Here is a 16,167-nt window from a genome sequence, read left to right as displayed (position 1 = left end):
TGCGAAAGTAATTTCCTGTCCGCTTCCAGTGGAGGTGCGTCATGTCAATGTCAGCCACGCTCCAGGACTGCCTGCGCAGCAAGGGCTCGCAGTACGAAATCGTGCATCATCCATACAGCCATTCCAGCGTTGAAACCGCGGCGGCAGCACATATTCCCGGCGATCGCCTCGCCAAGACAGTGCTTTTTGAAGACGAGCACGGCTATGTGGCGACTGTGCTGCCATCGACCTATGCCGTGCGGCTGTCCGAGCTTTGGGCAAAAACCGGACGTCATCTCCTGTTAGCCAAAGAGACCGATTTGCGGGAGTTGTTCAAGGATTGCGACGTGGGAGCGCTCCCTCCGGTATGTACGGCCTATGGCATGCAGACCTATCTTGACGAGAGCCTCGCCCTGCAGCCGGACGTTTATTTCGAGGCCGGCGATCATGAAGAGTTGATTCATATGGGCACGGATCAATTCCTGCACCTGATGGACCGGGCCGAGCGGGCACGCTTCGCGCGTCGCATGCAGGGTCTGCCAATGTGACCGACGTGGTTTGCGCAGCGCGGCATAACACGCGCTGCGCCACCAACCTTTTGCGCGAGGCAGATCATGCAACGCAGCGACATGGTCCTGAAGCAGGTAGTGGCAGCCTTCGAACACGAATCACACCTGAAGCTTCACAGTCATCCCGTTCACCTGTCTTTCGACGACGGTGCCTTGATCGTCGCAGGCGAGGTGCCAGACGTCACATCCAAAAAACGCCTTCTTCAGTTGACCCGAATACACAGCGAGGGCGAGCGCCTGATCGACCAGTTACGTGTCACCGCCAACCCGCCGGTTGCTGATGGCGAGTTGCGCACACGTATTTGCGAACGGCTGGCTCAGGCGGTGGATTTCCGCAACTGTGTGATCTGCGCACGCGTGAAGGGCCAACTCGAACTGCTGCGCGGCACCATGGACGAAGCGGGCAACGACGGCAGCGGTGTCGTCGAGATAACGGTCAAGGACGGTGTGGTGACCTTGACGGGGCAAGTGATCAGCCTGTCTCACAAGCGCCTCGCAAGTGTGATTGCCTGGTGGGTCGGCGGTTGCCGCGACGTGGTGAACCTGCTGGAGTTGGTACCCGTCGAAGCGGACGGCGACGAAGAAATATCTGACGTCCTGCACCTGGTGCTCGAAACCGATCCGCGCGTGCGCGCCGAGCAAATCACCATTGACGTGGAAAACCGCAGGATCACGCTAGCAGGTTGGGTGGCGACCGAAGCCGAAAGACGGCAGGCGGAACAGGATGCCTGGTGCCTGGATGCCAGCGGGGGCGTCGTCAATCGTATCCAGGTGCGTACCTGAACCGACTTGCCGTCACGACGCCTCAGTACCCTGATGTAGTTCGCCGCCCCGCATCAGGCGCCGGGCGATGTCGGCCGTTTGCAGCGTTGCGCGTTCAGTCGGCGAATGGGCCGCGAGATAGCGAGCGGCCGCAATGAGAATATGCCGGCCCTCGTCAGTATTGCCCCACGCAGTAAATTGGCGGACCCCGGCCTCCAGCATCTGATAGGCATGGAAGCCCGCATCTTCGCGCAGCACCGCAAGCGCAAGCGTGGCGATCAGCGTCTGGGGCGGATGGCCTAGAGTGAGATGCCGCGCCACCAGCCTTGCCGCAAGATCAACCTGTCGTTGCCGGTCGAATGTGTCAAGCAAGGCGGTGCGGATCGTTTTCTCGTCGGCGGGAAGATCATCGAGCTGATCGCTGTCCTCGCCCGGGATGCGGGCCGGTGGCACGTTCAGATAACGGGCAAGATAGAGCGCCATGGCTCCGTGCATGATGCCGCGCACGGCAGTGGCATAACTGTCGATGTCAGCGGCACCGATCCGCCCGATCATCTGGTGGACCGCGTTGGCATAGGTGAAGACGTGGTGCGCCGTGTCCCAGTCGGCGTGCTCATTGGCATTGCCGAAGCGGGCCACGCGCAGCGCCGCTCCGTAAGCGAGGGATTGTCCGAGGTCAGCAGGGCAGGCGCCTGCGCGGATCGCCTCCTTCAGCGCATCAATGATCATCACTGGATCGTCGCCGAGGAGTTCGCGCGCGAGCGCCGCGTGGTTCGACCAGCCTTGCAAGCTGCGCCCCGCCGCGAAGAGCTGCGCCATCTGGCTGGCTGCTTCGTCACACAGCGCGACAAGATCAAGGGGCTGGCGCCAGGCGGTCGATTCCTCGGCGCCACGGGCGGTCACCATCTGCGCAACGATAGTCGGCAGCACAGCTGATGCGTGCGTCCACCCGATCAGGTCGAGGCACTCGAAGGCCTTGTTGATGAAGTCGAGCGCATGACCGGTGTCCGCGAATGCCCGTTCGGTTGCGGCCGCAAGCAGGGCATCGGCGAGCACAGCTGGTGAGGCACCAGCGGCGATCGACGTCAACAGGGTGCGTTCGGCCGCCTCGCGATGGCGCACGTTCGTCCAAAGGCGAAGCCAACGCTTGAGCGTGGCCGGCTCCGGCCGGCCGCCAAGCGGCGCACGGTTGCGCCGCGGCGCCTCGCCCTCGCAGTCCGCCGCCACACGGCGCGCGCCGTGGAACAGGGCGAGATAGGCGTCGTCCTCTGGCAGCATGGGCAACAGGTTGGCGAGCGCCGTTAGTATCGTGAGACCTACGCTCCAGCCGTCACGGTTCTGCGCCCCGAACAGTGCCACCTGCTGCACGATATCGGTCACTGGTACGCCGGCCGCGAGCTGACCCTGCACGGCTTTGGCGATGACGAGTCCCAGGTCGTGTGCGAGGCCGTCCGCAAGCCGCTGCTGCCAATGCGCCGCAGGATCGGCATGACCGAACGTGGTCGCCACCCAGACGTCGCCATTGCGCACCTCGGCCGCGCAACTCGGTACATCGTCTGCCCAGAGGTCGAAGGTGCAGCCGCTTTCCAGATCGAAGCGGGCATGGTGCCAATGACAGGTCAGGATGCCGTCCTCGACCGTGCCTCGCTCGAGCGGGAAGCCCATGTGGGGACATCGATTGTCGAGAGCAAAGACGCGTCCGCGGTCGTAGATGACGAGGATTGGACCATGGCCGCCTTGCACCACGAGCCGCCCCTTCGCCTTCAGCTCTTCAAGGCTCCCCACGAGCACGAATTCGTTATTCAGTGCATCCATGCACGTACCTCCCGCATCCGTCCTGACACGAACGTCGTAGGGACGCCCGGTCCCCTGTCAACATACAACAGGACTTACGTTCTGTGCCATCTGAACGCCAGTTCCGCCGACTTGGATATCACGCGGCGCGTCCTATAATGATAATTAGCCGCGCGGAAGCCGGCCCCTGATGCAGAAGCGATGAGAAATCGTTCATTGGGGCGCGGTAGCGGGGCCACGGAAACGCCTGCGTGTTTAGCGCGGGCGTTTTCTTTTGCGGCCCGGAAAACCGCTACGCCGCAAGTGCCGGCAAGTTCAGACGTGCCTATATGTGCGAAGCGCTTTAGCGTCTTGATCGAATGGTCGGCGCAACGTTCACCGCAGCAACGGTCATAGTCAATCCATCTGCAACGGCGATAGGAATAATCGAAAGATGGCGCCTGTTCAGATACGACTGGCCCGTGCGACATTCACGAATGTTGTCCATCCCGGATTCTCACCGCGGCATCGCCGCAGATCCTGAAAGGAGTTCGCAATGTCGAAAGTACTGGTGCTGTACTACTCCTCATATGGCCACGTCGAGACACTGGCGGGCGCCGTCGCCGAGGGTGCACGCGCGGCGGGTGCCACGGTCGACGTCAAACGGGTTCCCGAAACCGCGCCGGAGGAGGTGGCCAAGGCCGCTCACTTCAAGCTCGACCAGCAAGCGCCGGTTGCGACGGTCGCCGAACTCGCCAACTACGATGCGATAGTCGTCGGCACGCCGACCCGTTTCGGGCGCGTCTCCTCGCAGATGGCATCGTTTCTCGATCAGGCAGGCGGCCTGTGGATGAGCGGTGCGTTGGTTGGCAAGGTCGGCGGTGCCTTTAGCTCGACGGCCAGCCAGCACGGCGGCCAGGAAACGACACTGTTTTCGGTCATCACCAACCTGCTGCACTTTGGCATGGTCATCGTTGGTTTGCCGTACAGCCACCAGGGGCAGATGACGCTGGACGAGATCGTCGGCGGCGCTCCCTATGGCGCCACGACGATCGCAGGCGGGCAGGGCCAACGCCAGCCGAGCGCTATCGAACTCGCCGGCGCGCGTCATCAGGGCGAACTGATTGCCCGGACGGCCAACAAGCTGTTTGGCTGAACGTTGGCCTCGATATTTGCGCGAGGCGTGCAAACGGGATGGCCGGGCAGATTCCCGCCTGGCCGTCCTGATGAATCGCAGCCTCGACCCGGAAGTGCTCCAATCGTCTCCGTCATGGAGAAACTAGAACACGCCGAAATCATCGTTGCTGTCAGGAATCGCGGTCAGCAGGTTCGCAAGCGTGTGCCAGCCGATCAGGCCCGATAGCGATATGGCCACGCGCAGCCAGCGTTCGGCGCGAGAGGGCGGGTTCGTTAGCGGAGCGTCCATACGGCTCACCGCGCCGCCGTTTCCGTACCACCCACTCGCGATAGCAGCGGCTCCAATACCTGTTTCAACGTCGTGGCGCCGAAGCGTCGCTCGCTGATATTCGCCTCGACGTCGATGCGGCCCGCGTTGTGCGCGTCGTACAGATCGACGATCAGTTGCGCGTGCCGCTCGCCGAGCCCGGTGCCGCGCAGCACGGCATTCCATTCGTCGCGCGGCACCTGGCGGGCGACGACCGGCCGCCCTGACAGCTCCGCCAGGGTGCGCGCGACGTCGAGCGCGCTGACCCGCTCTTTCCCTTCGATGCTGACCACCCGTGGCGTCGCTCGCGAAGGCCCGCCATCGAGCAGCAACTGGGCGGCGAGCGTGCCGACGTCCTGCGCGGCGACGGTCGGAAACAGCTTGTCGAGCGGATCGTGCAGACTTGGCAGCACGCCCCGGCCGAGCACGACCGGCAGCACGCGCGCCCAGTTCTGCATGTGCTCGGCGGAGCGCAGCAAGGTCAGCGGCGAAGCGACGGTGCGCAGTTGCGTTTCGAGGTAGTGGAACAGCGTCGTGATGCCGGTGCCGTCGGCGTGCTCGGCGCCGTAGTCCGATAGTGCGAGCAGGCGCGGCGGCGCGGCCGTGCGCAATGCGGCGACGCCTGTGTCGATGATGTGCCGCATCGCGGCCGCGGGATCGTCATGCGGATGCGGCACCGGACAGAGCCATTGCACCGCCTGCGCGCCGTCGATGGCGCGTGCGACCGAGTTCGCGTCGTTCAGGTCGGCGAGCGCGATCTCGCAGCCGATCGCCGCGAGCGCGTCGCCTTGCGCTGCGTCGCGCACCACCGCGCGTACCGAATGACCCGCGCGACGCAATGCGCTCGCGCTTGCATGTCCCACATGACCCGTAGCTCCGAATATGACGAACACGTTGTGCTCCTTTGAGGATCGCTATGGCGTGATGGTAGGGACGTCGTGTTCACAGGGCGCTCAGATATGGATTGCTTTGCGCAGATACGGATGATTTTCTTTGCAGCGACATTCCGGCAGTCGGGTGAACTGCATCGGCTGCTCACAAGCTACGAGATTCCGTCACTCCGGCGAACCCGCCAGAAACGCCGCACAATGCAGGCATCTCGCCGTCATTCAGGACACTCAGGAGAGCAGCGATGAACGCCGTCACCCCGATTCCTGCGCCTGCGCCGCACAGCGGCTCGCGCGTCGCCGTGCGCACGAGCAGGGCGCTTGGCTGGCAAGGCTTCGGTGCGGAGCTGGTCAACGTGTCGGCCGGTTTGCATCGGCTGCCCGCGTTTCGCCATCACCGGGTGGGCGTGCACGTCGGCGCGCCGGTGACTGCACACTGTCTGTGTGATACGCACCGCCTCACGCGGATTCAGGCGCACGGCGACGCGGATGTGATCCCCGCGGGGCTCGAAGGTCAGTGGACCGATGACGCCGCCTGCACGATTTTCAGCATCTGGTTTGCCGAGGACTTCGCGCAACGGACCGTCGAGCAACTCGCGCTGAAATCGGCCGATGCGCAGTTGCGCCCGCGCCTGCAGATGCGCGATCCGCGCTTCCAGCATCTGGCGTGGGCACTGCGCGCAGAGCTCGAAGCGGACGACGCGTCCGATCCGCTCTACGCCGAGAGTCTGTGCACGGCGATGCTCGTGCGGCTGATCGGCGCCGAGCCTGCGTCCGACAACCGGCGCCGCACGCTCGCGCCGCGTACGGCCGCGCGCGTGATCGAGTTTATCGACGCGCACCTCGATCAGCGTCTCACACTCGACGAACTCGCCGCGCAGGCGCAACTGAGCGTGCCGCATTTCAAGGCATTGTTTCGCGACACGCTCGGTGTGCCCGTGCATCAATACGTGGTACAGCGCAGGGTGGAGCGCGCGCGAACACTGCTGCTGCAAGGAAGCTTCAGCACAAGCCAGATCGCGCTTGATACCGGCTTTGCGCATCAGAGCCATATGGCGTACTGGATGTCGCGTCTGCTAGGCGTCACGCCGCGCGAACTGCGCGGCACTCGTCCGCTTCACCCCGACGCTGCCGCCGTCAATTGCGCATAGACATCGTGCGCGAGCTGCAACAGTTCCTTGCGATCGATCCCGCCCGACACCGCATAGCCAAAATCGCCGTCGACCCAATAGAACACGTTGACGGGCCCCGCCTGATACAGCTTGAACGCGGTCGTATTCGCGTTTTCGCGCCGATGCGAGATGCACAGCGTGACGCGCTCGCCGTTCGGTCCGCGATACATGAACTGTGCGGTCGGGCCGTCGTCGCCGGGCAGCAGGCGGCCGCCCGACAGCATGAACCCGCTCTTCGCTAGCATCGGCGGGTGGACCTGCGTGCCGAGCCGGTTCGCGAGCCACTGCACAAAGTCCTGCTCCTGATCGGCGCCCATCTCGCTAGGCCGCTCGATCGCTGGCATGTACACGACGTGTGCGACCGCCGCCTGGCGCGCGAAACCCTCGGCGCTGTCCGCGCTGACCGCACGATTTCCGGCCTGAGTTTCGGCCCCCGTGCCGGTTCGATCGATCGCGACAGGGGGGATCAGATCGTTCCTGTGCATGCCGATACCGACGCCCAGCACGAGCGCCGCTGCCATGCCCGCAAACTGCGCGGCATAACGCGGCCAGTTCGCGGCCAGCCGCGCGCGGCGCGGCGTGCCGGTCTGCAGACGCTTCGGCACGGGCTCGCTGAGCACGCGGTCGTAGCGCTCGTGAAGCAGGCCATTGAGCGAGAAATAGTCGCTGACCCGCGCGGCCAGTTCCGGATTCTGTTCGAGCGCGCGCTCCACCTCGGCACGGCGCTCGCCGGACAGCGTGCCGTCCACGTACGCGTGCAAGTCTTCTTCGCCGATCGGCATTTGCGGCTCGCTCATCGCACCACCTGTAATTTCGCACCGGGCTGGGCGCCCGCCATCAAAGCCCGCAACCGTTCGCGTCCGCGCGAGAGCCGCGACATCACCGTGCCGATCGGAATGTTCAGCGCGAGCGCGACATCGGCATAGCTCATCTCCTCGAGGCCGACCAGCAGCACCACCTCGCGCTGCTCGACCGGCAGCCGCTGTAGCGCGTAATCGAGGTCGCGCATTTCGAGCGAACGCGTCTGGCCCGACGGCGCCGCGAGCTCGCTTTCGGCGATGCTCTCGTCGTCGACCGCGACGTGGACCGCGCGCGCGGACGCCTTGCGCGCCTGATTCGCGAACACGTTGTGCATGATCGTGAAGAGCCACGCGCGCAGATCGGTGCCCGGCTGGAATTGTCGGGTGCAGCCGAGCGCACGCTCGAGCGTGTCCTGCACGAGGTCGTCGGCGAGCTCGTGATTGTTGATCAGCGCCCGCGCATAGCGCCGCAGACGCGGCACGTGCTCCATCAACTCGTCACGGACATCCATGGTTGATCCCGGTCAGGGAGAGTAGGGGCGGCATCGGGTTCACTCGCGTCGATATCGATATGCGTTCGAACTGCAAACACCGGTCTGCGCAGTTTATTCCGCGGGGTGCGTTGCGCTGGTTTGTCGGGGCGGGGCGCGCCGCTGTCAGCGCGCGCTCATCGCGTCGGCGGCGCGCATCAGGCCGTGAGTGCGCGCATTGCCCGCGACCACGAAGCGCTGCCGCCGCGTGGTCCACGTCAACAGCCGCATGTCACCAATGCGGCGCGCGGCCCATTGCGGCTCGTCGCGCGCAAACGGCGCCGCGGCCGACAGCACCACCACCGGCTGCTGATCGCCGTTCAGATAGACGGATTCGTTGGCGCGCTGCAAGGGACCGAGCTGGCGCAGGCGTTGCTCGACGAGACGCAGCCCGATCGCGCCGAGATCCGGTGCGGCGGGATCGACGCGCGTCGGCGATGCCGCGGAAAAGGGCCGCGCGGCGGCTTCGGCGAGCACCATCACGGCGGCGTTATCGAGCGCTTGCGCGGACACCTGAATCGCCGCGAGCCAGCCGCTGACGGCGATGAGCACCAGCGTGAGCGCGACGAGCACGAGCAGCGTGCGCCGCGCGCGACCGGCCGGATGGGGAAACCTGCCTCGCCGGCGCGATCTGCCAATGTGGTCACGTGCGGGCTCCTCGGTGGTCTGAAACGCTGCCTGGATCTGTGCATTCAGCCGGTCGTAAAAGGCGACGCGTCGTGCTTCCGCCGGATGCTTGCCGAGATAGTCGCGCAGCGACGCGGCACGCTCGGGCGTCAGCGTGCCGTCGGCATAGGCCTGGATGTCGTGTTCGGAGAGCGGAGCTCTGGGCGGATGGCGGGTCGAGGTCATGAGGGTGCGCGGTCTCGAGTGCTGCTATTCGAAGGCAAACACAGGTGCTTGCGCATTTATTCCCGGTACTAACGATGTTTTTTCCACGCCGCGAATCGAGGAATAAACGCCGTCGACCCGTGGTTCTCCGTGATGCGAACCCGCACAACTCTCCAAGGAGTCGATCATGAAAAAGCTTTCGTTTGTCGCATTGTCGTTTGTCGTTCTCGCCGCTTCGTCGAGCGTGTTTGCGCAGGCCAAGACACGTGCTCAGGTGTACCAGGAATTGATCGAGGCTCAGCAGAACGGTCTCGACTACATCACCGACGCGTCGTACCCCGACGTCAGTCCCGTGTTCGCGCGTCAGGTCGCACAGCACAAAGAGGCGCTCGCCGCGGAAGCAGCCGCCGCCGCGAGCCACGTCGCGAACTCTGGCGCGCCGGCTGCGGGCGCTCATTGAAGCAGCATCGGCCACGGGCGCGCGAACGCGATCCGCTGCTCGCCGTGTGCCCGGCGGCCTATGCGTTGTCGTTCCGGCGCCGCACCCGCGAGGAGGCGCTGCATCCCGGGATCCATCATTCCGGTCGATCCGCGGCTTGACCGGGCCATTCCCGAACCGTCCAAACCGGCCGCCCCAGCCATTTCCGTCCAACGCGTAAAATGGCCGGTTATCACAGGCAACGCGCAACTGGACAGAATCGGCCGGGCGTCGCAAGCGAGCGTCGCGCGGCACACGCTTTGGGTCCGCGCGCGCTTGCCTTCGCCGGTTTGAACAGGAATGCACGCGGATGTCATCACTTTTCTTCGATCGGGAAAGCATTGCGGAATGGCTCGGCGAGCGGACCGTCGCCAAGGCGCGCTCGGTGGGCGCGGTCAGCAACGTCAAATGGCACGGCGAGACGCTCTCTGGCGACGTGCAGGGCTCGCAGCCGCAGCCCTACCGGACGTGGGTGCGATTTCATACCGATGGCGGGTCGCCGTGGGCCGAAGGCGAATGCACCTGCCCGGTAGGCCGCAATTGCAAGCACGTCGCGGCGCTGCTGTTCGCGGAGCTCGACTACCACGACGAGATGGATCACATCACGCAGGTCGAAGACGATAGCGACCCGGCAACGTCGGAGGTGTTCATCGCGCGACGGATCACGGTCCCGGGCGTGCCGCCGTCGCCGTCGCCCTCTCCAGCGCCCGGTGTGCGCCCGGAACTGGTCAGCTGGCTCGAGCGTTTTCGCGCGCGCGCCCGCGCGGCCGAGGCCGCCGCCGAAAAAGAAGGCGCCCGCAAGGCGCATGCCGCGCGCAAGGAAACGTTGGCCTATCGGCTCAACTGGTCGCGATTCCATCTGCACCACGAGGTCGTGCTGCATCGTGCGCGCTGCAACGATGACGGCGTGATCGTCGCGGTCGGCGACAGCTGGGGCGACGTCGAAGGCGCGCTGCTCAGGCAGCCGCGCTTCGTGTCCGACGAGGATCTGTCGATCCTGCGCGGCCTGTGGCTCGGCCGCTCGCGCGAGGATCTGGGCCAGTTTGTGTTGCGCGGCACGAGCGGTGCGGAGACGCTGCAAAAGCTGATCGCGACCGGGCGCCTGTTCTTCGACTTCAGGATCGCGCCTGGCGAGGCGAGCCCGACGCCGCTCGCGCGGGCCGCCGACCGGCCCGGCCGCATCGAATGGGAGCCGCTTGCCGAAGAGCGTCTGCGCCCGGTGCTGCGCACCGAACCGCGCGCGAGCATGGTGCTGCCGACCGAGCCGGTCTGGTACGTGGACGGCGTCGCCAATGAGGCGGGCGTCGTGCCGCTGTCGCTGCCGTTCCAGCAACTGCCCGACTACCTCGCGATGCCGCCGATCTCGCTCGCCGAGGCGCCGCTCGTCGCGTCGGTGTTGCGCGAGATAGCGCCCGAGCTACCGCTGCCGCCGACCCACGGCGCACCTGCGATCCGTGTGATCGATGTCGAGCCGGTGCCGGTGCTGGCGCTGAACAGCCATGCGCTGCCGGGCACCGCGAAGGGGACGAAAACAGCAAAAACCGCGAAGCCCGCGGAGCGCAAGTCCGCCGCTGTCGAGCTGGCGGCCGCGAGTTTCGATTACGACGGCGTCAGCATCAACGCCGACAGCAGCGTGACGCTGGTGCCGCTGCCGGGCGGCGACGTGATTCACATCCGCCGACGCTACGACACCGAGAAAAAGCGCTTGCTGGAACTGCGCAAGACCGGGCTGCAAAAGGTGCCGACGCGCAACATGCACGCGTCGCGCCTGTTGCCCGACACGATGCTCGGTCTGCCCGACACCGACGCGTGGTCCGAGTTCGTCAACGAGGCGGTGCCGGACCTGGTCGCGAAGGGCTGGCGCGTGACGATGGCGCCCGAGTTCCGTTACAACGTGATCGAGATCGACGCGATCGACGGCACCGCGCAGCAAGCCGGCGACGGCTGGTTCGATCTGGAGATGGGGATCCGCGTCGGCGAGCGCAACGTGCGGCTCGAGCCGCTCCTGGCCGATCTGTTCCGGCGCGACCGGCGCTGGCTCTCTGGCGCGCTGGAGAGCATTCGCGACGACGAGCCGATCGAGCTGAAGACCGAGGAGAACAAGCGCCTGCGGCTGCGAGCCGATCGTCTGAAGCCGGTGGTGCGGGTGCTGGTCGATCTGTTCGATTCGCTCGGCGGCGCGCTTGCCGAAGGCGCGCCGCTGCGCGTGCCCGCGGTCGATGCCGGCCGCCTCGATGCACTGCACGACACCGGTCGCTGGCAGTTCAGCGGCGACGACTCGATCCGTGAACTCGCGCGCCGTCTGCAAACCGGTCCGGGCCTGCGCGAAGTGCCGGTGCCGCGCGGTCTGAAGGCCGAGCTGCGTGCGTATCAGCACCAGGGCCTGAACTGGATGCAGTTCCTGCGCGAACAGGGTCTGGCCGGCGTGCTCGCTGACGACATGGGGCTTGGCAAAACCGTGCAGACGCTCGCGCACATTCTCGCGGAAAAGGAAGCGGGGCGGCTCACGCATCCCGCGCTGATCGTCGTGCCGACCACGCTCGTGCACAACTGGCGCGAGGAAGCGCGCCGCTTTGCGCCGGAGCTGAAAGTGCTGGTGCTGAACGGGCCGCAAAGGAAGGAGCGCTTCGAGCAGATCGGCGAACACGAGCTGATCCTGACCACTTATGCGCTACTGTGGCGCGATCAGAAGGTGCTCGCCGAACACGAATACCACCTGCTGATCCTCGACGAGGCGCAGTACGTCAAGAACGCGACCACCAAGGCCGCGCAGGCGATTCGCGGCTTGCGCGCGCGGCATCGGCTGTGTCTGACGGGCACCCCGCTCGAAAATCATCTCGGCGAGCTGTGGTCGCAGTTCGATTTTCTGTTGCCGGGCTTTCTCGGCAGCCAGAAAGACTTCACGCGGCGCTGGCGCAATCCCATCGAGAAGAACGGCGACGACGTGCGCCGCGCATTGCTCGCGCGCCGCATCCGGCCGTTCACGTTGCGCCGTCGCAAGGACGAGGTCGCGAAGGAACTGCCACCGAAGACGACGATCGTGTGTCCGGTCGATCTCGAAGGCGCGCAGCGCGACCTGTACGAGACCGTGCGCACGGCGATGCAGCAGAAGGTGCGTGCGGCGGTCAGCGCGCAGGGGCTCGCGCGCAGCCACATCATCGTGCTCGATGCGCTGCTGAAGCTGCGCCAGGTGTGCTGCGATCCGCGGCTCGTGCGCACCGCGAGCGGTATCGCGGGCAGCGCGGCCGCGAGCGGCGGCGAGCGGGCGATGCGCTCGGCCAAGCTCGACCTGCTGCTGTCGATGCTGCCCGAGCTGATCGAGGAGGGGCGCCGGGTGCTGCTGTTCTCGCAGTTCACCGGCATGCTCGCGCTGATCGCCGAGGCGCTCGACGAAGCCGCGATCCCGTATGCGATGCTGACGGGCGACACGGCCGATCGCGTGAGCCCGGTCGAGCGTTTCCAGCAGGGCGAGGTGCCGCTGTTCCTGATCAGCCTGAAGGCGGGCGGCGTGGGACTGAATCTGACCGCCGCCGACACCGTGATCCACTACGACCCGTGGTGGAACCCGGCCGCCGAGAACCAGGCGACCGACCGCGCGCATCGGCTGGGACAGGACAAGCCAGTGTTCGTCTACAAGCTGATCGCGGCGGGCAGCATCGAGGAAAAGATCGTCGAGCTGCAGGAGCACAAGGCCGGGCTCGCCGACAGCATTCTCTCGGAAGACGCGGCCGGCGCCGCGAAGTTCTCGGACGACGACCTGGACGCGTTGTTTGCGCCGATGCCTGGAATCGAAGGATCGCGCTGACCGCATGCATCTGATGCGCGGCGCCAACGCCAAAGGGAGCAGCCTGTAACAAAACGTCTGTGTTTGTAAATTCCCGCCGGGTGTCGCTTCAGCTCATACCAATTTCGAACTCGTGCGGTGTAAGACGCGCGCGCCGGACGCGTTCGGACCGCGCGTAATAACTACTTGGGCAGCGGTTACAAAAGAAGCTCTTTCATCTTGAGCACGATTTTCCGTCGGGCTACCGTGACGTTTCTCGCGCGGCTAGACCCCGGCGAGCGTGCGTAGTGTTTTCGGCGGCGTTGCATCGACAGGGGCGGCGCCGCATTTTTTTGCCCGCGATCTACCGCACGGCGTCGCCCCGCAAGCGATTCATCACGCATCGCGTCATCACATCAAATGACAACTGACATTTCGCGAAATCTAACAATGTTTAAACGATTTATTTTGAGACCGTTCTTATACTGGGCGCCGAATTGTTAAATGAGATTTCTTCGAAGAATTCTCAAAAAATGGGATAAGCAGACGGGGCCAAACGCAATCCCAGCGAGGATCTGCGGACAGTAGCGCAGCTTCCTCACCGGCGCCGGCCATGGCCGGCAGACCGGTAGAACCTGACAAAAACGCGTCAACCGCTTTCAATCAGAGTATTTCGCGACGGATTGCCGGTACACGGCAAGCGGGAAAATAGAGGGTTTTCGACTATGATGATCTGCCCTGCATAATCGCTATGCCATTTTCAAATACGCGCTGATTTCGGCTTCACGAAGGCAGCGTGAAGCGGGGGGCACGGCAAGGGACCATTAGTCAGAAAAGTCGCAGCCGGAGTTTTACGGGGAGCCGGATCGGCGGCGCTGTGCCGTCGTCCCGGTCGTCGGCCGGGTTGCCGGCCGTCAGCCAGGAAAGGCGCTGTTGCGTTGTGGGGTTTTATGAGAATTGCAGTCCTCGATGATGATCCGGCTCAGGCCGATCTTGTGTGTCAAACGCTGTCCGCCGCTGGACATGTTTGTCATGCGTATGGCGCCGGGCGCGAACTGGTGCGCCAGCTGCGCCGCCAGACTTTCGACCTGCTCGTGCTCGACTGGAACGTTCCCGACATGTCCGGCGAAGAAGTGCTGCGGTGGGTGCGCGCCAGCCTGTCGGAGCGCCTGCCGGTGCTGTTCATCACGAACCGCGGCCGCGAAACGGACATCACTTCGATTCTGAATGCTGGTGCGGACGACTATCTCGTCAAGCCCGTGTCGGGCGCGGTGCTGCTCGCCCGGGTCGGCTCGCTGCTGCGCCGCGCCTATTACCTGAAGCCGCCGGCGACGAAGGAAGTGTTCGGCGACTTCGAGTTCGACCTGAGCGCCAAGCACGTCGTGGTGCGCGGCACGCCAGTCTCCGTCACGCAGAAAGAGTTCGAGCTCGCGCTGCTGCTGTTCCAGCACCTGAGCCGGCCGCTGTCGCGCACGCACATTCTCGACGTGATCTGGAAGCAGGCCACCGACATCCCGTCGCGCACAATGGACACCCACGTGTCGATGTTGCGCAGCAAGCTCGGCCTGCGCCCGCAGCACGGTTATCGGCTCACGCCGATCTACGGCTATGGCTACCGCCTCGAGCGGGTCGACATCGACTCGCCGCCGGCCGCTGACGACGAACCGACTGAAGAAGCGGGGGATGCGTGACGGCTTTCGTGGATGCGGCAGCGCCGGGCAGCGCCGCCATGCCCGGCCGCCGCGCCGCGGCGTGGCTTGCCGTGGCCTGCCTGATTGCAACGGGCGCGACTGGCTGGAGCGCGCTCGCGCACGCCCAGCACGCACGCGGCAAAGCCGGCGCGAAGGCGCCACCGGTCTACGCTTCGTACACGACGCGCGCAGGCGACACGCTATACGACATCGCCGCTCGCTACATGGCCGACCCGACCGATTGGGCGCTGTTGAGCCGCCTGAACCACGTGCCCGCACCGCGCCGCATGCCGGCCGGCATCGTACTGCGTCTGCCGGCCGGAAGGCTGCGCCAGGATCGGGACAGCGCTCGCGTCGTCGCGACCAGCGGTCCGGTCGAGCAAGCGTTCGACTCAAGCCCCTATCTGCCGCTGAAAACCGGTGCAACGCTTGCCGAGGGCGATCGCTTGCGCACCGGCGCGAACGGTTTCGCGACGCTCGAACTGCCCGACGGCTCGTACGTGACCGTCGCGCAGAACGGCGAACTCAATATCGAAAGACTGCGACACGTCACGCTGACCGGCGTGGCCGATCGCATCTTCGAGCTGCGCCGCGGCGAGGTCGAGAGCCAGGTCACGCGTGCGACGCGACGCGACGATCGCTTCCAGATCCGTTCGCCTTCGGTGGTCGCGGGGGTGCGCGGCACGCGTTTTCGCGTCGATTACGACGGCAGCACGCAGACCACGGCGGTGGCCGTGCTCGACGGCGCAGTCGGCGTCGATCCGGCCACGCGGCGGGGCCCGCGCGCCACGCCGGCGCCGGGCGTGCCGCTGCAGGCGTCCGAGCAGTTGCTCTTGGCGAGCTGCGGCAATGTCACGCGCTCGGGCAACGCGATCGGCCGTCCGGTCGACCTGCTGCCGGCCCCTGCGCTCGCGCGTCCTGCGCGTGTGCAGGACGGCAAAACCGTCGCGTTCGACGTCAATCCTGCCGAGCACGCGGTCGGCTATCGGCTACAGATTTCTCACGACGCCGATCAGCTCGATCTGGTGCGCGATCTGCGCGTGAGCGCGCCGCACGCCGACTTCGGCGATCTGCCGGACGGCACGTACTTCGTGCGGGTCGCGTCGACCGATAGCAACGGCCTCGACGGCCTGCCGAACGTGTACGCGTTCGAGCGCCGCCAGCTCGAGCTGGACGCTTCGGCCGCGCCGCGCGCGGGTAGCCGCGACTACGAATTCCGCTGGTTCGTCAGCCACAGCAACGTGCCGACGCGTTTCCGTTTCATGCTGGCGAAGACGGCCGATCTGAGCCATCCGGTCGTCGATCGAACCGACTTGCCGGGCGGCGAGCTGGTGATCAGCGATCTGCCGCCGGGCGTCTACTACTGGACGATCGTCGCCGAGCAGTTCGACCACGGCCGCTTCTACGAGAAGAGCAGCGCGGTCCGCTCCTTTACGCTCGCGCGCTGACGCTGGTAGATTCTCGTGGCCAGGCCTGCTGGACTGGCCG

General features: G+C 65.5%; 14 protein-coding genes. 8 read left to right on the top strand and 6 right to left on the bottom strand.

Annotated elements, in window-relative coordinates; all coding sequences use genetic code 11:
• Window positions 1-41: 41 nt before the first annotated feature.
• Window positions 42-527, top strand: a complete 486-nt coding sequence (locus L0U81_RS21870) for an aminoacyl-tRNA deacylase (protein WP_233805593.1) — start codon at window positions 42-44, stop codon at window positions 525-527.
• A 66-nt stretch (window positions 528-593) separates the two neighbouring features.
• Window positions 594-1,331, top strand: a complete 738-nt coding sequence (locus L0U81_RS21865) for a BON domain-containing protein (RefSeq protein ID WP_233805592.1) — start codon at window positions 594-596, stop codon at window positions 1,329-1,331.
• 12 nt (window positions 1,332-1,343) lie between these two features.
• Here the strand turns inward: L0U81_RS21865 and L0U81_RS21860 are convergent, their stop codons facing one another.
• Window positions 1,344-3,125: a Rieske (2Fe-2S) protein gene (locus tag L0U81_RS21860; RefSeq protein WP_233805591.1), complete on the bottom strand. Its 1,782-nt coding sequence runs from the start codon at window positions 3,123-3,125 to the stop codon at window positions 1,344-1,346.
• 514 nt (window positions 3,126-3,639) lie between these two features.
• On the opposite strand from L0U81_RS21860, the gene wrbA reads away from it, so the two are divergent.
• On the top strand, window positions 3,640-4,239 hold the full coding sequence (gene wrbA, locus L0U81_RS21855) for an NAD(P)H:quinone oxidoreductase (protein WP_233805590.1): 600 nt from the start codon (window positions 3,640-3,642) through the stop codon (window positions 4,237-4,239).
• A gap of 123 nt (window positions 4,240-4,362) precedes the next feature.
• On the opposite strand, the gene L0U81_RS21850 is transcribed toward wrbA, so the two are convergent.
• The gene (locus L0U81_RS21850; RefSeq protein ID WP_233805589.1) at window positions 4,363-4,509 is read right to left on the bottom strand and encodes a hypothetical protein; all 147 of its coding nucleotides are present in this window, start codon (window positions 4,507-4,509) and stop codon (window positions 4,363-4,365) included.
• Between the two features lie 5 nt (window positions 4,510-4,514).
• Complete coding sequence (locus L0U81_RS21845) at window positions 4,515-5,420, bottom strand: NmrA family NAD(P)-binding protein (RefSeq protein WP_233805588.1); 906 nt, start codon at window positions 5,418-5,420, stop codon at window positions 4,515-4,517.
• A gap of 239 nt (window positions 5,421-5,659) precedes the next feature.
• On the opposite strand from L0U81_RS21845, the gene L0U81_RS21840 reads away from it, so the two are divergent.
• The gene (locus tag L0U81_RS21840; protein ID WP_233805587.1) at window positions 5,660-6,565 is read left to right on the top strand and encodes an AraC family transcriptional regulator; all 906 of its coding nucleotides are present in this window, start codon (window positions 5,660-5,662) and stop codon (window positions 6,563-6,565) included.
• On the opposite strand, the gene L0U81_RS21835 is transcribed toward L0U81_RS21840, so the two are convergent.
• From L0U81_RS21835 to L0U81_RS21825, 3 genes are all read right to left on the bottom strand, one after another.
• Complete coding sequence (locus L0U81_RS21835) at window positions 6,532-7,383, bottom strand: anti-sigma factor family protein (RefSeq protein ID WP_233805586.1); 852 nt, start codon at window positions 7,381-7,383, stop codon at window positions 6,532-6,534. The genes L0U81_RS21840 and L0U81_RS21835 overlap by 34 nt on opposite strands.
• Window positions 7,380-7,898, bottom strand: a complete 519-nt coding sequence (locus L0U81_RS21830; RefSeq protein ID WP_233805585.1) for an RNA polymerase sigma factor — start codon at window positions 7,896-7,898, stop codon at window positions 7,380-7,382. Before L0U81_RS21830 ends, L0U81_RS21835 begins: the two co-directional genes overlap by 4 nt.
• Window positions 7,899-8,042: 144 nt before the next feature.
• Window positions 8,043-8,768 carry an anti-sigma factor family protein gene (locus L0U81_RS21825; protein WP_233805584.1) on the bottom strand — a complete coding sequence of 242 codons (726 nt, stop codon included), beginning with the start codon at window positions 8,766-8,768 and terminating at the stop codon, window positions 8,043-8,045.
• A gap of 166 nt (window positions 8,769-8,934) precedes the next feature.
• Between L0U81_RS21825 and L0U81_RS21820 the strand changes: the two genes are divergently transcribed.
• From L0U81_RS21820 to L0U81_RS21805, 4 genes are all read left to right on the top strand, one after another.
• Window positions 8,935-9,207 (top strand): DUF4148 domain-containing protein, encoded by a 273-nt coding sequence (locus tag L0U81_RS21820; RefSeq protein ID WP_233805583.1) that lies wholly within the window; start codon window positions 8,935-8,937, stop codon window positions 9,205-9,207.
• A gap of 328 nt (window positions 9,208-9,535) precedes the next feature.
• A complete protein-coding gene (locus L0U81_RS21815) occupies window positions 9,536-13,030 on the top strand; it encodes a DEAD/DEAH box helicase (RefSeq protein WP_233805582.1) in 3,495 nt (1,164 codons plus the stop codon).
• Window positions 13,031-13,938: 908 nt separating this feature from the next.
• Window positions 13,939-14,679 carry a response regulator transcription factor gene (locus tag L0U81_RS21810; protein ID WP_233805581.1) on the top strand — a complete coding sequence of 247 codons (741 nt, stop codon included), beginning with the start codon at window positions 13,939-13,941 and terminating at the stop codon, window positions 14,677-14,679.
• Window positions 14,676-16,127 carry a FecR domain-containing protein gene (locus L0U81_RS21805; RefSeq protein WP_442793443.1) on the top strand — a complete coding sequence of 484 codons (1,452 nt, stop codon included), beginning with the start codon at window positions 14,676-14,678 and terminating at the stop codon, window positions 16,125-16,127. Before L0U81_RS21810 ends, L0U81_RS21805 begins: the two co-directional genes overlap by 4 nt.
• The last annotated feature ends 40 nt before the right edge of the window (window positions 16,128-16,167 follow it).

It is taken from the genome of Paraburkholderia sp. HP33-1 (assembly GCF_021390595.1).
Classification (GTDB): Bacteria; Pseudomonadota; Gammaproteobacteria; order Burkholderiales; family Burkholderiaceae; genus Paraburkholderia.
This window is presented reverse-complemented; position numbering and strand designations above follow the sequence as displayed.

What these genes read in the sequence shown, in the direction of transcription:
- L0U81_RS21810 (WP_233805581.1), top strand. Translation starts at nt 13,939, where the DNA reads ATGAGAATTGCAGTCCTCGATGATGATCCGGCTCAGGCCGATCTTGTG.
- L0U81_RS21830 (WP_233805585.1), bottom strand. Translation starts at nt 7,898, where the DNA reads ATGGATGTCCGTGACGAGTTGATGGAGCACGTGCCGCGTCTGCGGCGC.
- L0U81_RS21835 (WP_233805586.1), bottom strand. Translation starts at nt 7,383, where the DNA reads ATGAGCGAGCCGCAAATGCCGATCGGCGAAGAAGACTTGCACGCGTAC.
- L0U81_RS21825 (WP_233805584.1), bottom strand. Translation starts at nt 8,768, where the DNA reads ATGACCTCGACCCGCCATCCGCCCAGAGCTCCGCTCTCCGAACACGAC.
- L0U81_RS21850 (WP_233805589.1), bottom strand. Translation starts at nt 4,509, where the DNA reads ATGGACGCTCCGCTAACGAACCCGCCCTCTCGCGCCGAACGCTGGCTG.
- L0U81_RS21870 (WP_233805593.1), top strand. Translation starts at nt 42, where the DNA reads ATGTCAATGTCAGCCACGCTCCAGGACTGCCTGCGCAGCAAGGGCTCG.
- wrbA (WP_233805590.1), top strand. Translation starts at nt 3,640, where the DNA reads ATGTCGAAAGTACTGGTGCTGTACTACTCCTCATATGGCCACGTCGAG.
- L0U81_RS21820 (WP_233805583.1), top strand. Translation starts at nt 8,935, where the DNA reads ATGAAAAAGCTTTCGTTTGTCGCATTGTCGTTTGTCGTTCTCGCCGCT.
- L0U81_RS21865 (WP_233805592.1), top strand. Translation starts at nt 594, where the DNA reads ATGCAACGCAGCGACATGGTCCTGAAGCAGGTAGTGGCAGCCTTCGAA.
- L0U81_RS21840 (WP_233805587.1), top strand. Translation starts at nt 5,660, where the DNA reads ATGAACGCCGTCACCCCGATTCCTGCGCCTGCGCCGCACAGCGGCTCG.
- L0U81_RS21815 (WP_233805582.1), top strand. Translation starts at nt 9,536, where the DNA reads ATGTCATCACTTTTCTTCGATCGGGAAAGCATTGCGGAATGGCTCGGC.
- L0U81_RS21860 (WP_233805591.1), bottom strand. Translation starts at nt 3,125, where the DNA reads ATGGATGCACTGAATAACGAATTCGTGCTCGTGGGGAGCCTTGAAGAG.